Origin of the sequence: Caballeronia sp. PC1 (genome assembly GCF_021353155.1) — a bacterium.
Lineage (GTDB): Bacteria > Pseudomonadota > Gammaproteobacteria > Burkholderiales > Burkholderiaceae > Caballeronia > Caballeronia cordobensis.
In genome coordinates, this window is the sequence record NZ_JAJUBH010000001.1 from 1,893,962 (window position 1) to 1,907,746 (window position 13,785).

Sequence of the window (13,785 nt, forward strand, 5' to 3'; positions counted from 1 at the left end):
GGAAAACTCAATTGTCGTCCGATCTGACGGGCGGGCGCACATGCGGAACGGGCTCCGCTTTGGCCGCATCCGTCTTCGGCGCGCTTCGCTTCGCGTCGCTCTTCACATGCGCCGCGGAAGCCGGTTGCTGCCGGGCGGGCGCGCTCGACGGCGCAGGCTGGGTCTTGCGTGACATGATCTTCTCCCGAGAAGCCGGGGACATCCCCTTGATACCTTAGCACCGCCGCGCTCACGCCGCACACGCACCGCGGCGGGTCTCAGCCGACCTTCAGCCAACCTTCAGCCGACGGGCGCTTCGCCCTCTCCCGTCTGCTTCCCGGGCCGGTCGTTCGGGGCTTGCTTGCGATTTTCGTCATCGCGCTCGGGCAACTTGCTTTTTTCGTTGTCGCTATGCTCGACTGACTTGCCGTCATCCGGCCGATTCGTCTCGGTGCTCATGGCTCTCTCCTCGATTGCTTTCAGATAGTTCATGGGCAGCAAATCTCGCGCCCGAACGCGCGGCGGCGCACGTTTTCGTCTCACTCTCCGTCTTTGCAGCGACTACCATTGAAGTAACGTCATCTTTTCGATGCTTGCGATGTTCGCGTCACGCTTTCGCCTTGTCGTCATTGCGCTCACCGGCGCACTCGCGATGAGCGCCTGCACGATCACGCCCCCGCCGGGCGTCGTGGCGACGCGTGCCGTCGCGCCGCCCGCGCCCGGGCAGACGCTCGACCAGTACAAAGCGCAGATCGCGCAGCGCATCTTCGAGCGCAATCCGTCGCTCGTGCTCAAGGGCACGCCGCAAGCAATGCTGCGCTCCTTCGTGCTGGTGTCCTTCACGGTGGACCGCGGCGGGCGGGTCGTCGAATCGTCGGTGTATCGCACCAACGGCGACGACGAAGCCGAGGCCACCGCGCTCGCGTCGCTGCGCCGCTCGGCGCCCTTACCCGCGCCGCCCTCGCGCCTTCTGAACGGCAACGGTCAACTGGAGCTCTTCGAAGGCTGGATGTTCAACGACAACGGCCAGTTCCAGCTCCAAACGTCGCACTCGCCCCAGGCGACGAGCCTCGATTGATTGGCGCGCGCCGCGCACGCTCGTTATAATTTTTGACACCCCTGCCGGACCGCGTCCGGCGCCGCCTTCGCCTCGCGCCCATCCCGCGCGACGCGCGAAGCGCCCGAGCGCAGCCAGGCTGCGCCGTCATCGCAGGCGCTACTCGCGCCGTCGAACCCATCGCATCGCATTCCTTACAAAAAGCCGACGCGCATCGGATCGCCCTTGCCCGGCGATGCGCGCGACAATGCTTCGCACCACGGCAACACGACAACGGAGACACTATGGCCGCACCCTCGCTTTCCGCCGCACAGCCCGGCGACGGATCTCAAAGCGCGTCGCGCGTAATTTTCGCGAGCTTCATCGGCACCGCGATCGAGTTCTACGATTTCTATGTCTATGCGACCGCCGCCGCGCTCGTCATCGGGCCGGTGTTCTTTCCGCACGACTCGCCCGCCGCGCAGGCGCTCTCCGCGTTCGTCACGTTCGGCATCGCGTTCTTCGCGCGGCCCATCGGCTCGTTTCTGTTCGGTCACTTCGGCGACCGCATCGGCCGTAAATCGACGCTCGTCGCCTCGCTGCTGGTGATGGGTGTCTCCACGACGCTCATCGGCTTCGTGCCCGGCTACGATTCGATCGGCAGCGCCGCGCCGGTCCTGCTGTGCATCCTGCGCTTCGGGCAGGGCATCGGGCTTGGCGGCGAATGGGGCGGCGCGGCGCTGCTCGCGACGGAATACGCGCCGCAAGGCAAGCGCGGGCTCTTCGGCATGTTCCCGCAACTCGGGCCGTCGATCGGCTTTCTCGCGTCGAACGGACTGTTCTTCGGCCTCGCGCTCTCGCTCTCCGATGAGCAGTTCCGCAGCTGGGGCTGGCGCGTGCCGTTCATCGTCAGCGCGGTGCTGGTCGCGCTCGGTCTCTACGTGCGGCTGAAGATCGCGGAAACGCCGGCGTTCCGCGCCGCCGTCGAGCGTCGCGAGCGCGTGAAGGTGCCCGTCGCGACGCTCTTGTCCAGCCATCTCGCGCCGACGCTGCTCGGCGCGTTCGCGATGGTCGTCTGCTACACGCTCTTCTATATCTCGACGGTGTTCTCGCTGTCCTTCGGCGTCGCCAAGCTGCATTTCGCGCGCGAGACGTTCCTCGGCCTGCTGTGCTTCGCCGTGCTGTTCATGGCGATCGCCACGCCGATCTCGGCCATCGCCAGCGACCGCTTCGGGCGCAAGCCGGTGCTGGTCGTCGGCTGCGTCGCGGCGATCCTGTCCGGCTTCGCGATGGCCCCGCTCCTCGGCAGCGGCGACACGATCCAGGTCGCGCTCTTTCTCACGATCGAACTGTTCCTGATGGGCGTCACTTTCGCCCCGATGGGCGCGCTTCTGCCCGAGCTGTTTCCGACCAACGTCCGCTACACGGGCGCGGGCGTCGCCTACAACCTTGGCGGCATTCTGGGCGCGTCGGTGGCGCCGTATATCGCACAACTGCTGGCGAATCGCGGCGGACTGTCGTGGGTGGGCGGCTACGTGTCGGCTGCGGCGGCGGTGAGCCTCATCGCGGTGCTGTGCATGCGCGAGACGCGTCACATCAAGCTGAACTGAAGCAGCGACGAACCGGCGCGCTCAGCGATCGCGCCGGTTGCTGATGTGCGCGGGCAGCGGCCCTTTCATGACGGGAATGCGCGACGCCTGCCGCTCGGCGACCTTCGCGCGCGCCGCCTTCGCCGCCTTGCGATCCGCCCAGAAGCGCGCAAGCCACAACAGACTGGCGATGGCGATGCCGTCGGCGATGAGTCCGAGAATCCAGTGCGACGGATAGCGCCCGAGGCCGAGCACACCCATCGCGCGCAGTGCCGAATCGAGCACGAGCGAAACGCACGCGCCCGCGATGAAGCACACGAGCCCTTGCTGCCCGATCGTCACGATGCCCGGCAGCCTGCGCGCGAGGCGAGCGACCCAGCCCGCATACACCGCGCGCGCGACGATCCAGGCGATCGCCGCGAAGCTCACGATGCGCAGCGTCGCGAGGTTCTGCTTCATGTATCCGGGCAGCGCTTGCGTCTCGAGGAACAGCTTGAAGAACGCGAACGTCAACGCGAGGGCGATCGCGCCCGCCGTCAGCCAGCGCGCGATCTTGCCGGCGTGGAACGTGCCGCTGACCGGCTGAATGCGCGCCAGCACGCCGGTCATGAACATCAACTGCCACGCGAACGGATTGAACGACCACGCTTCCCCGTACGTGCCGGGCAAAAAGCGCAGGAGCGGCATGGCCGCGAGCCACACGAGCAGGCTGCCGAACACGGCGACGACCGGCCTTTTCTGCGCGAGCGGCACGATCACCGGCACGGCCAGCGCGAAGACCGAATACATCGGCAATACGGCGGAGAGATAGGGCTGCTGACGCAGCAAGGCGATGTCGACGAGGAGGCCGGCCGGGCGCGCGAGGAAGGCGGGCCATTCGGTGTACTGGACCATCGGCGTATCGATCTTGAGCGCCATCAGCAGTCCGCCGCCGATCAGCATGAGAAACGCCGTGAACAGGTACGCGCGATAAATCTCCCAACTGCGTTTGAAAAAGCGTCGGCGGGCCGCTGAATCGCTACGGCGAGTCGCAAGCGCCGTATAAGCCGCCGCCGACGCATAACCTCCGAGAAATACGAATACTTCAGCGGAATCGCAAAACGCGTACTGATGCAGCGTAAAGCGCGATAGCACGCTTCCCGTTATATGGTCCACCGCGATAATGAGCAGCACGATTCCCCGAAAGAAATCGACTTCGAGAGAACGCGTCGGGGAAGTCATCTGGCAAATGCTCCACGAACCTGCGGTTTCGACGCGCCGCCGGAATGGCAATGGCGCATATACGGGGTTTGTACTGAGTCTGAAAAGAAAATTCCCTGAATCAGCAGGTATTTAAATTAACACTCGATGCCCGTCGGCAAGCTGGCGGGAAAATGACTTTTTCGTCCGCTTTCCAGTAAAAAAGTCGCTGCTTATACTCGAAGCAAGCTTGAAAAAAGTTCGACAGAGTGCTCGCACCCGGGAGAGGCCATGAATATTCATTTGCAAAGCGCGCATCTCGTCGCGATCGTCACCATTGCGCTTGTGACGGCGCTGCTGCTCGCGGTGAAGTTTCGTCCGGCGACCTGGCGCGGCGTCGTTCTGGAAGCCGTCGTGGCGAACGTCGGCGCGATTCTGGCGGTGCTCGCCTTCGAAGTGCTGACCGCGTGATCTAGCCGAGCCTGCGGAAATTTTCATTTCGATTGAACTTTTCCCCGCGCTTACGCTCCGAGCAAGTACTGCTGTGTGCGTGGTCCGGCTTTCGGACCTGAACGCGGCTCTCTTCTCCTCTCCGCTCCTGCTTATGCGGGAGCGTTTCTCGGGCGCCCGGCGAAAGCCTCGCGCCTCTTCTTTTTTCTGGCCCCTTCGTTCGCCGCCGCCGTGTGAACACGCGCGACGGCGAATGAACGGGCTATGCGATTCAGATCCAGTGACCCGGAATGTAGCGGTATCGCCCGCGGAACGGCGCCCACACGCCCGGCGCCCAGCGCGCGCCCGGCCGCACGGCAATCCAGTGGCCCGGCACCCACACATAGCGGCCTTCCCAGTTCCAGTGTCCCGCATCCCACACGAAGCCGGCGCGTGCTGCCGGAACAGGCTCGAAGCGCGGCGCGGGCGGCGCGCTCGGTGCAACGATCACCACGTCGGCGAACGCGCCGGACATGCTCACGACGCCGGCGGCAAGCAGCGCGGCCCGGGCAAGCAAATGACGACAGGACAGTTTCATGATCGACCTCGTTTTCCTAAAGACATTGAACGCGCGCGTGGTGCGCGGATGAAGGCTTCGCGGGTAAGAAACGTCCGCGTCTTTTCTCAATGTGCGAGGGAGAACGCGCGATGACACGCGCGGAAGGTCGATCAGGTTGAACTTGGAATAGTTTGTCGATGAATGTACGACAAATGTCACAGCGGAGGCGCGGCCGCTCGATGCATCATGCAGTGCGACGCAAACGATAACGCACCAGGAAAAAGAGCCGGAATCACATGATTCCGGCTCTTTTCGAGAAACATGGCGCCGCATCGCGGCGCGCGGCATCACGCCTGCGGAATCTCGATCTTCACTTCCAGCACTTCGAGGTCGTCCTGACGTTCGAGGCTCACTCGAATATCGTCATCGGAAATCTTCACGTACTTCGAAATCACGGCAACGAGTTCTCGTTGCAACGCCGGCAGATAATCGGCGGCGGCTTTGCCACCCGCGCGCTCGTGCGCAATGATCAACTGCAAGCGTTCCTTCGCGACCGAAGCGGACTTTCTTTTCTCGCCCAGCAAAAACGAAAGAATCGACATTGCGTCCCCTTACTTGGTGCCGAAGATGCGTTGCAACAGCCCTGGCTTCTGATAATCGGTGAAGCGCAGCGTCTTTTCCTCACCGAGGAAACGCGACACCACGTCCTTGTACGATTCGGCGACATCCGTGCCGTCCAGATGCACCGCCGGCAAGCCCTGGTTCGATGCATGCAGCACCGCTTCCGATTCCGGAATCACGCCGATCAGGTCGATGCGCAAGATCTCCTGAATGTCCGACAGCGACAGCATCTCGCCTTCGGAAACGCGCTTCGGGTTGTAGCGCGTAATCAGCAGATGCTCCTTGACCGGCTCCTTGCCTTCGATTGCGCGCTTCGTTTTCGACGACAGGATGCCGAGAATGCGGTCCGAGTCGCGCACGGACGACACTTCCGGATTGGTCACGATGAGCGCCTCGTCGGCGAAGTGCATCGCCATCAGCGCGCCGGATTCGATACCCGCCGGCGAATCGCAGACGATGTATTCGAAGTCCATCTTGATCAGTTCCTCGATGACCTTCTCGACGCCTTCGAGCGTGAGCGCGTCTTTATCGCGCGTCTGCGAGGCCGGCAGGATGTAGAGGTTCTCGCTCTTCTTGTCCTTGATGAGCGCCTGATGCAGATTCGCTTCGCCCTGGATGACGTTGATCAGGTCGTACACCACGCGGCGTTCGCAACCCATGATGAGGTCGAGATTGCGCAGACCGACGTCGAAGTCGATCACGGCCGTCTTGTGGCCGCGCAATGCGAGCGCCGATGCGAAGCTCGCGCTGGTGGTCGTCTTGCCGACGCCGCCCTTCCCCGAAGTCACCACAATGATTTTTGCCATACAAGTACCTTGTGTTCGTCAAATAGGTCCGCTCGCGCTGTCTACGAGCGCGCGCCGCACAAATCAAGCGCGCGAGCCGATACAACTCGTCAGGTCAGCCGCAGCGGTTCGATCATCAGTTTTTCTTCTTGCAGCCAGATCTGCACCGGCTTGCTCGCGACATCGGCGGGCAGCGGGTTCTCGGTCGTCCGATAGATGCCCGCGATGGAAATCAGTTCCGGCTCGAGACAGGTGCAGAAGATGCGCGCGTCGAGATTGCCATGCACGCCGGCGAGCGCGCGGCCCCGCAACGGCGCATAGATATGGATATTGCCTTCCGCGATCACTTCGGCCCCGTACGACACGAGCCCGAGCACGATGAGATCGCCCTTCGCATAGACCTGCTGGCCCGAGCGCAGCGGACGGTCGATGATGGTCGCGGGCTGCGGCAGGCTCGCGGGCGGCGGTTCCTTCGCGACCGCCGCTTCGATCACGGCGGCGGCTTCGGTGTTCGGCTTCGCTTCGTCGGCCGAGGGCTTGGGCGCGCCGCGCCTGTCGCGTGCTTCGAGAATCGGCAGGCCGCCTTCGTTCGCCCATTGAATCGCCCACGTCTGCGCGGGCAGCGCGACGATGCCGATCGGACGCATGCGCACGCTCTTGAGCAAGGCTTCGAGATCGACGAGCGAGACGCGCTCCTGTTCGGCGAGACGGCGCACGTCGATGGCAACGACATCGCCTGCGAAGAATTCGGGAGTCGCCTCGAAGCGCCGCGTGAGTTCAGTGCGCAGGGCGTTGAGGTCGGGAGTCTTGACGACGAAGAGAAGCGTGTCGACGGAGCCGCTGCGCAGTTCGAAGAAGGGCGTTTTGTTGAGCGACATAGGAACGGCCAAAAATTTTGCGTATTTTACAGGCGTTGTCGCACACGGCCATAATTTTTAGGACCGATTTCAGCTATCGATAACGAGAAATGCGGGCGCGAAGTGCGCACGACAGGCACGCGGATACCGGGCACAGGACACGCACTGACGTGCGTCAGAGGTCGTCTTCGGCCTGCATGTGACGCACGAAGAGCGACTCGGCTTCTTCTTCGTGCGACGGCATCGCGCGGCGCTCGCCCGTCGGGCCGAAACCGAGACGCTCGTAGAAGCGCATCGCGGTGCGGTTTTCCTCGGAGATCCACGCATGCACCTCGGCGGCGCCCTGCGCGGCGAGCCATCGCGTCGCGACGTTCATGAGCAGCTCGCCGCCGCGCAGATGCCGCACGGCGGGTGCGACCCAGAGCGCGCTCACGAACGCGCGCGCGCCCGGCGTCTCTTCGATGTACGCGTGGACGAGACCGCAGGGATGACCTTCCGTGTAGAGCAGGAACGTTGCGAGCCGCGGCGAATTCGCATGCAGCGCCGCGGTTTCTTCGAACGACGACGGGTCGACGAGCAGCGCATCTTCAAGCGTTTCGCCGAAAGCGTACGGCGCTTCGCGCAGCGATGCCGTGCGAAGCTCGCGCAAAACCGAACCTTGTTGCGCGGCGATGCGGCTGACGGTCAATGAGGGACTCATGCGTGCGCTCATGCAGACTATTTCTCTCTGGCTTTCAGGCTCTTTAGCGCGTGCGGCTCTGTCGGCCGGTCCGGCGCGCAGGCCATTGGCATAGCTTCAACCGAACGGGCGTACCCGTCAATTCCTAAATCCGGGAAACTGCTTTACAACGCACACGGGCATAGCCCGCGGCGCTCAGGGCGCTTCATAAGGGCCGGTACCGTCCGGCCACGGCGTGAGGAGTTCGAAGCCCTCTTCGGTCACGGCGACCATGTGCTCCCATTGCGCCGAAAGCGAGCGGTCCTTGGTCGTCACGGTCCAGCCGTCGCGCGATTGCTGCGTGGCCGCGCGGCCCGCGTTGATCATCGGCTCGATGGTGAAGACGAGGCCCGGCTTGAGGCGCAGGCCCGCGCCGCGCTGACCGTAGTGCAGCACTTGCGGATCTTCGTGATAGACGCGGCCGATGCCGTGGCCGCAATACTCGCGCACCACGGAAAAGCCTTCGCGATGCGCGACGCTTTGAATGGCCGCGCCGACGTCGCCGAGCGTCGCGCCCGGGCGCACTTCGCGGATGCCGGCGACCATCGCTTGATAGGTCGTCTCGGCGAGGCGGCGGGCTTGCTCGCTCGGCGTGCCGGCGTAGTACATGCGGCTCGTGTCGCCGTAGTAGCCGTCCTTGATGATCGCGACATCGATGTTGATGATGTCGCCGTCCTTCAATTCTTTCGGTCCGGGAATGCCGTGGCACACGACGTGATTCACCGACGTGCACACCGTTTTCGGAAAGCCCATGTAGCCGACGTTGGCGGGTATCGCTTTCAGTTCGTCGACGATGAAGCGATTGCAGATGGCGTCGAGTTCATCGGTGGTGACGCCCGGGCGGACGTGTTCGGCGATCATCGCGAGGACTTCGGCGGCCATGCGGCCGGAGATGCGCAACTTTTCGATGTCTGCGGGGGTCTTGAGCGTGATGGCCATTGAGCAATGCGATGGGTTCGTGCCGGGTTCTTGCTGCCTGGCGCGGGCGTTTTCGCCGGTGTTTGCGGCGGGCGGCGCGCGAGGACAATGGGGCCGATGATAGCACTCCCGCGCAGCGTCGCCTCTCGAAGAACCGCCTGGGCGCGGCATTTCGGGGTTGCCGCGCTCATCGCCCGCTCTTGTAGCGAGCACGCGTTTGTGTTTTAGTGGCCCGTTTTCAGACTTGCCGGAGCGTTATGACCTTGCATCGATTTGCCTTCTTCTGCGCGGCGCTGTCGGGCGCGGCCGCCCTTGCAGCATGCAGTTCGACGAGCGAGCCGGAACTGCGCGCTTCAAAGCCCGTGATTCACGTTTCGTCGGCGCGGGCGGCGTCGGATATATCGAGTTGTCTGCAGCGAATGATTCCATCGGCGCAAGCAAGACGCGATCAAGGCTCGACGGAGTTGATGGTCGGATCGAACGCATGGCTCGTCACGCTGACGCCTTCGGTGTATGGATCGGTGGTGAAGGTGCAGCAGTCATCGAGCGACGATGGTGGCGTGCCGGAGCCGGAGCTTCGGTTTGATATTGCGAGGTGTACGACTTGAGGGGTGTTTTCTAGGATGGGTTGGGTGATTTGGTGTTTGGGATCATGAGGTTATGATCTAGGGATTCCTCCGCGTGCGCGGAGATAGACCCGCGGTGCTCACGGGACACGTCGGCAAGGAAGCGATTCCTCCGCGTGCGCGGAGATAGACCTATCTGACGCCCGCCTGGACCGCGATCTTCGCGGATTCCTCCGCGTGCGCGGAGATAGACCGCACCATGACCGCATTGTCCACCTCGTCCAGAGGATTCCTCCGCGTGCGCGGAGATAGACCGGCGTCGCGCTCGATACGCGGGCGGGCGAGGCGGATTCCTCCGCGTGCGCGGAGATAGACCTTTGTACGATGGCTTGCAGAGCCCCGATGACGTGATTCCTCCGCGTGCGCGGAGATAGACCGGCAGAGTGAGGGACATTCAGGCGGACCAGACCGATTCCTCCGCGTGCGCGGAGATAGACCCGGCGTCATCCTCACGCGGTCCACGTCTGCACCGATTCCTCCGCGTGCGCGGAGATAGACCGTCGTTTTCCTGCGCGGACGGGAAGGCGATTTCGATTCCTCCGCGTGCGCGGAGATAGACCGCGTGGAGTGATCGATGAATAAGCAGCACTTGAGATTCCTCCGCGTGCGCGGAGATAGACCCAGCGTGTGGAATCTCGGCCAATCGTGGAGCGAGATTCCTCCGCGTACGCGGAGATAGACCCGATTATCGGAAATATTGTGAGTTAGCCGCTTGGATTCCTCCGCGTGCGCGGAGATAGGCCGTTGACGGTCTTCATCGACGCCGGTGCGATCGCGATTCCTCCGCGTGCGCGGAGATAGGCCCTGGACAGGGAGACTTGTTCGCGAAATAAAAAAGATTCCTCCGCGTGCGCGGAGATAGGCCTTGTTCACGACTTCGTGTTCCTCTCGGTTGTCGGCTTCCTCCGGGTGCGCGGAGATAGGCCCGCGAGCGATGAAGAATTGCTGAATCTCGCGCCGTTTCCTCCGCGTGCGCGGAGATAGGCCCGCGCATCGTCAGCACGCCCAAGAGCCAGTGATGTTTCCTCCGCGTGCGCGGAGATAGGCCCCCATCGTCGCGGGATGCCGGCAGATTCGTGAAGTTTCCTCCGCGTGCGCGGAGATAGGCCCTCGGCACTTAACGCCACGATGCGCGACTGCGCGTTTCCTCCGCGTGCGCGGAGATAGGCCCTCGCGGCGAAGGGTCGTCTCGCTGACTCCTTGGTTTCCTCCACCTGCGCGGAGATTGACCCTAGGTGATCTGTTCGCCCCGCTTAGTGAGCTCGCTTCCTCCGCCGCCCCCCCGCCGGAGCCCAAAAACAAAAACCCCGCAAGCCTTACGACTTGCGGGGTTTTCAGATTTTGGCGGAGAGGGTGGGATTCGAACCCACGGTACGGGAAAACCGTACGCCTGATTTCGAGTCAGGTACATTCGACCACTCTGCCACCTCTCCGGCTACCAGTTCATTTGACAACTTACTGGCCTTCGTGAGCCGGTCGTTGCTCAACGAAGAACGAAAGTATATCGAACTCTTCCGACCTTTCCAAGCCCCTTTTTGCAAATAGGTGTCAAACGGAAGCGGCGACTTCGATCCGTTCCGCACCGCGCATGTACGGGCGCAACGCGGCGGGAATCGTCACCGAACCGTCCGCGTTCTGGAAGTTCTCCAGCACCGCGACGAGCGTGCGCCCGACCGCCAGCCCCGAGCCGTTCAGCGTATGCACGAACTCCGGCTTGCCCTGCGCGTTGCGAAAGCGCGCCTGCATCCGGCGCGCCTGAAACGCCTCGGTATTCGAGCAGCTCGAAATCTCGCGATACGTGTTCTGCGCCGGCAGCCACACTTCGAGATCGAACGTCTTCGCCGCCGAAAAGCCCATGTCGCCCGTGCACAGCGTAATCACGCGATACGGCAATTCCAGCTTCTGCAGAATGGTCTCCGCCTGGCCGACCATCTCGTCGAGCGCTGCGTACGAATGCTCCGGCGACGTGACCTGCACCATCTCGACCTTGTCGAACTGATGCTGGCGAATCAGACCGCGCGTATCGCGTCCGTACGAGCCCGCCTCCGAGCGGAAGCACGGTGAATGCGCGGTGAGCTTCACCGGCAGCGCGTCCGCTTCGAGGATGCTGTCGCGCACCGTGTTCGTGAGCGAGATCTCCGACGTCGAAATGAGGTACTGCGTGACCGTGTTCTCGTCGCCGCCCTTCTCGACGCGGAACATGTCGTCGGCGAATTTGGGCAACTGGCCCGTGCCGTAGAGAATCTCCGGATTCACGATGTACGGCGTGTACGCCTCGGTATAGCCGTGCTGCTCCGTATGCGTGTCGATCATGAATTGCGCGAGCGCGCGATGCAGCCGCGCAATCTGTCCGCGCAGCAGCGTGAAGCGCGCGCCCGACAGCTTCGCGCCGGTTTCGAAGTCGAGGCCGAGCGGCGCGCCGACATCGACGTGATCGCGAACTTCGAAGTCGAACGCGCGCGGCGTGCCCCAGCGCCGCACTTCGACGTTCTGCGTTTCGTCGTTGCCCACCGGCACGCTTTCGTGCGGCAGATTCGGCACGGTCAGCATCAGGTCCGACAGACGCTTCTGAACGTCATCCAGCTTCGCTGCCGATTCCTTCATCGTGTCGCCGATGCCGCTCACTTCCGCCATCACCGCCGACGTGTCCTCGCCGCGCCCCTTCATCGCGCCGATCTGTTTCGACAGGCTGTTGCGGCGTGCCTGCAGTTCTTCGGTGCGGGTCTGGATCTCACGGCGCTCGGCTTCGAGCGCGGCGAACGCGGCGACGTCGAGCGTGTAGCCGCGATCGGCGAGGCGCTTCGCGACGCCGTCCAGGTCTTTGCGGAGGTGTTGGATGTCGAGCATGGCGGGGGCTGCTTTGATAAGTAATCGGAAACGCCGATTTTAGCGCACGGTCATCGCGCGCCGGTCGCAATCGCGCACCGGCCGGCGAAACGGCAAATGCCCGCGCGCGAAACGGCCGCGCGCGGCTTCAACGCCCGGACTTCAGCGCTTCTTCTCCTCGCGATGCTCGCGCCGCCAGGCCTCGTCGAGTTCGGCGAGCCGGTCGAGCTTTTCGCCGATCTTGCCTTCGAGCCCGCGCGGCGTCGGCCGGTACCAGTGCGGATCGCGCATGCCGTCCGGCAGATAGGTTTCGCCGGCTGCGTACGCGTCGGGTTCGTCGTGCGCGTAACGGTATTCGTGTCCGTAGCCGAGCTCCTTCATCAGCTTGGTCGGCGCGTTGCGCAGATGCACCGGCACCCCGCGCGACTGATCCTTGCTCACGAAGCGCCGCGCCTCGTTGTACGCGTTATATCCGGCGTTCGATTTCGGCGCGACCGCCAGATAAACTAACGCCTGCGCGAGCGCCAGTTCGCCTTCGGGCGAGCCGAGCCGCTCGTACGTCTCGGCCGCGTCGAGGGTGATGCGCGCGGCGCGCGGATCGGCAAGACCGATGTCTTCCCACGCCATGCGCACGATGCGCCGCGCCATGTAGCGCGGGTCCGCGCCGCCGTCGAGCATGCGGCAGAACCAGTACAGCGCGGCGTCCGGATTGCTGCCGCGCACCGATTTGTGCAGCGCGCTGATCTGGTCGTAGAACGCGTCGCCGCCCTTGTCGAAGCGGCGCAGGTTTTCCGCGAGCGCACTGCCGAGCAGCGCGCCGTCGACATCGGTCTGCTTTTGCTGCGCCGCCGCGCGCGCGACGATTTCCAGATTGTTCAGGAGCTTGCGGCCGTCGCCGTCGGCGGACCCGATGAGCGCGTCGCGCGCTTCATCGGTGAACGTGAGGCCGCCGAGTTCCTTGGTTGCGCGCTCGAGCAGTTCCTTCAGCTCGTCGGCGTCGAGGCTCCTCAGCACGTACACCGCCGCGCGCGACAACAGCGCGCTGTTCACCTCGAACGACGGATTTTCAGTGGTCGCGCCAACGAACACGAACAGGCCCGACTCCACATGCGGCAAGAACGCATCCTGCTGGCTCTTGTTGAAGCGATGCACCTCATCGACGAAGACGAGCGTCTGATGCCCGTTCGCGCGATGGATCTGCGCCGTCTCCACCGCCTCGCGGATGTCCTTCACGCCCGACAGCACCGCCGAGAGCGAGATGAATTGCGCATGGAACGCGTCGGCCATGAGGCGCGCGAGCGTGGTCTTGCCGACGCCGGGCGGGCCCCAGAGAATCATCGAGTGCGCTTCGCCCGATTCGAATGCGACGCGCAGCGGCTTGCTCGGTCCGAGCAGATGCTTCTGGCCGATGACGTCGTCGATGGTGCGGGGGCGCAGGCGCTCCGCGAGCGGAACGGTGCCACGGTTTTCTTCGAACATGTGCTTGGGTCGGCGCAGCGAATGCGCGTGAGCGGCAATCGGCGCTTGCTCGATTGGCGCGGGTGAATCAAAGACGGCGATAATCTTGCCCTTTTCCGGCGCGCGTGCCCATTGGCCAAATGGCCAGGTTGTCGCGCAAGGCAATCAGACCGCAGAATCGGACAATTATGACAGCCGGGCGGGC

Annotated in this window: 15 protein-coding genes, 1 tRNA gene and 1 CRISPR repeat array; of the genes, 4 read left to right on the plus strand and 12 right to left on the minus strand. The window is 63.7% G+C overall.

Annotated elements, in window-relative coordinates:
• Nucleotides 1-7: 7 nt before the first annotated feature.
• Together LY284_RS09155 and LY284_RS09160 are read right to left on the minus strand one after the other, a co-directional pair.
• Entirely contained in the window at nucleotides 8-175 is a 168-nt protein-coding gene (locus LY284_RS09155) for a hypothetical protein (protein WP_175582451.1), read from the minus strand.
• Between the two features lie 104 nt (nucleotides 176-279).
• Nucleotides 280-438: a hypothetical protein gene (locus tag LY284_RS09160; RefSeq protein WP_175582450.1), complete on the minus strand. Its 159-nt coding sequence runs from the start codon at nucleotides 436-438 to the stop codon at nucleotides 280-282.
• 139 nt (nucleotides 439-577) lie between these two features.
• On the opposite strand from LY284_RS09160, the gene LY284_RS09165 reads away from it, so the two are divergent.
• Both LY284_RS09165 and LY284_RS09170 read left to right on the plus strand, forming a co-directional pair.
• Nucleotides 578-1,057: a TonB family protein gene (locus LY284_RS09165; RefSeq protein ID WP_041730959.1), complete on the plus strand. Its 480-nt coding sequence runs from the start codon at nucleotides 578-580 to the stop codon at nucleotides 1,055-1,057.
• A 263-nt stretch (nucleotides 1,058-1,320) separates the two neighbouring features.
• Nucleotides 1,321-2,625 (plus strand): MFS transporter, encoded by a 1,305-nt coding sequence (locus tag LY284_RS09170; protein WP_014190727.1) that lies wholly within the window; start codon nucleotides 1,321-1,323, stop codon nucleotides 2,623-2,625.
• Between the two features lie 21 nt (nucleotides 2,626-2,646).
• On the opposite strand, the gene LY284_RS09175 is transcribed toward LY284_RS09170, so the two are convergent.
• Nucleotides 2,647-3,825 carry an OpgC domain-containing protein gene (locus LY284_RS09175; protein WP_014190726.1) on the minus strand — a complete coding sequence of 393 codons (1,179 nt, stop codon included), beginning with the start codon at nucleotides 3,823-3,825 and terminating at the stop codon, nucleotides 2,647-2,649.
• Nucleotides 3,826-4,074: 249 nt separating this feature from the next.
• Between LY284_RS09175 and LY284_RS09180 the strand changes: the two genes are divergently transcribed.
• Nucleotides 4,075-4,254 (plus strand): hypothetical protein, encoded by a 180-nt coding sequence (locus LY284_RS09180; protein WP_014190725.1) that lies wholly within the window; start codon nucleotides 4,075-4,077, stop codon nucleotides 4,252-4,254.
• A gap of 250 nt (nucleotides 4,255-4,504) precedes the next feature.
• On the opposite strand, the gene LY284_RS09185 is transcribed toward LY284_RS09180, so the two are convergent.
• The 6 genes from LY284_RS09185 to map all read right to left on the minus strand — a co-directional run bounded on the left by LY284_RS09185 (nucleotide 4,505) and on the right by map (nucleotide 8,691).
• Nucleotides 4,505-4,810 (minus strand): YXWGXW repeat-containing protein, encoded by a 306-nt coding sequence (locus LY284_RS09185; protein WP_014190724.1) that lies wholly within the window; start codon nucleotides 4,808-4,810, stop codon nucleotides 4,505-4,507.
• Nucleotides 4,811-5,118: 308 nt separating this feature from the next.
• Nucleotides 5,119-5,373, minus strand: a complete 255-nt coding sequence (gene minE / locus LY284_RS09190) for a cell division topological specificity factor MinE (protein ID WP_006999197.1) — start codon at nucleotides 5,371-5,373, stop codon at nucleotides 5,119-5,121.
• 9 nt (nucleotides 5,374-5,382) lie between these two features.
• Nucleotides 5,383-6,198, minus strand: coding sequence for a septum site-determining protein MinD (minD, locus tag LY284_RS09195; protein ID WP_014190723.1), 816 nt, complete (start codon nucleotides 6,196-6,198; stop codon nucleotides 5,383-5,385).
• Nucleotides 6,199-6,287: 89 nt separating this feature from the next.
• A complete protein-coding gene (gene minC, locus LY284_RS09200; protein ID WP_014190722.1) occupies nucleotides 6,288-7,055 on the minus strand; it encodes a septum site-determining protein MinC in 768 nt (255 codons plus the stop codon).
• Between the two features lie 154 nt (nucleotides 7,056-7,209).
• Nucleotides 7,210-7,734, minus strand: coding sequence for a GNAT family N-acetyltransferase (locus tag LY284_RS09205; RefSeq protein WP_014190721.1), 525 nt, complete (start codon nucleotides 7,732-7,734; stop codon nucleotides 7,210-7,212).
• Between the two features lie 174 nt (nucleotides 7,735-7,908).
• Complete coding sequence (gene map / locus LY284_RS09210; RefSeq protein WP_233385836.1) at nucleotides 7,909-8,691, minus strand: type I methionyl aminopeptidase; 783 nt, start codon at nucleotides 8,689-8,691, stop codon at nucleotides 7,909-7,911.
• Nucleotides 8,692-8,927: 236 nt separating this feature from the next.
• Here map and LY284_RS09215 point away from each other — a divergent pair, with 236 nt between their 5' ends.
• Nucleotides 8,928-9,278 carry a hypothetical protein gene (locus tag LY284_RS09215; protein WP_014190719.1) on the plus strand — a complete coding sequence of 117 codons (351 nt, stop codon included), beginning with the start codon at nucleotides 8,928-8,930 and terminating at the stop codon, nucleotides 9,276-9,278.
• 62 nt (nucleotides 9,279-9,340) lie between these two features.
• Nucleotides 9,341-10,527: a CRISPR direct-repeat array (repeat unit 23 nt; unit sequence TTCCTCCGCGTGCGCGGAGATAG).
• Nucleotides 10,528-10,638: 111 nt separating this feature from the next.
• On the opposite strand, the gene LY284_RS09220 is transcribed toward LY284_RS09215, so the two are convergent.
• The 3 genes from LY284_RS09220 to LY284_RS09230 all read right to left on the minus strand — a co-directional run bounded on the left by LY284_RS09220 (nucleotide 10,639) and on the right by LY284_RS09230 (nucleotide 13,601).
• Nucleotides 10,639-10,729: transfer RNA gene (locus LY284_RS09220), tRNA-Ser, on the minus strand.
• Between the two features lie 115 nt (nucleotides 10,730-10,844).
• Nucleotides 10,845-12,143 carry a serine--tRNA ligase gene (serS, locus tag LY284_RS09225; RefSeq protein ID WP_045450402.1) on the minus strand — a complete coding sequence of 433 codons (1,299 nt, stop codon included), beginning with the start codon at nucleotides 12,141-12,143 and terminating at the stop codon, nucleotides 10,845-10,847.
• Nucleotides 12,144-12,284: 141 nt separating this feature from the next.
• The gene (locus tag LY284_RS09230) at nucleotides 12,285-13,601 is read right to left on the minus strand and encodes a replication-associated recombination protein A (protein ID WP_041730193.1); all 1,317 of its coding nucleotides are present in this window, start codon (nucleotides 13,599-13,601) and stop codon (nucleotides 12,285-12,287) included.
• Nucleotides 13,602-13,785: the final 184 nt, after the last annotated feature.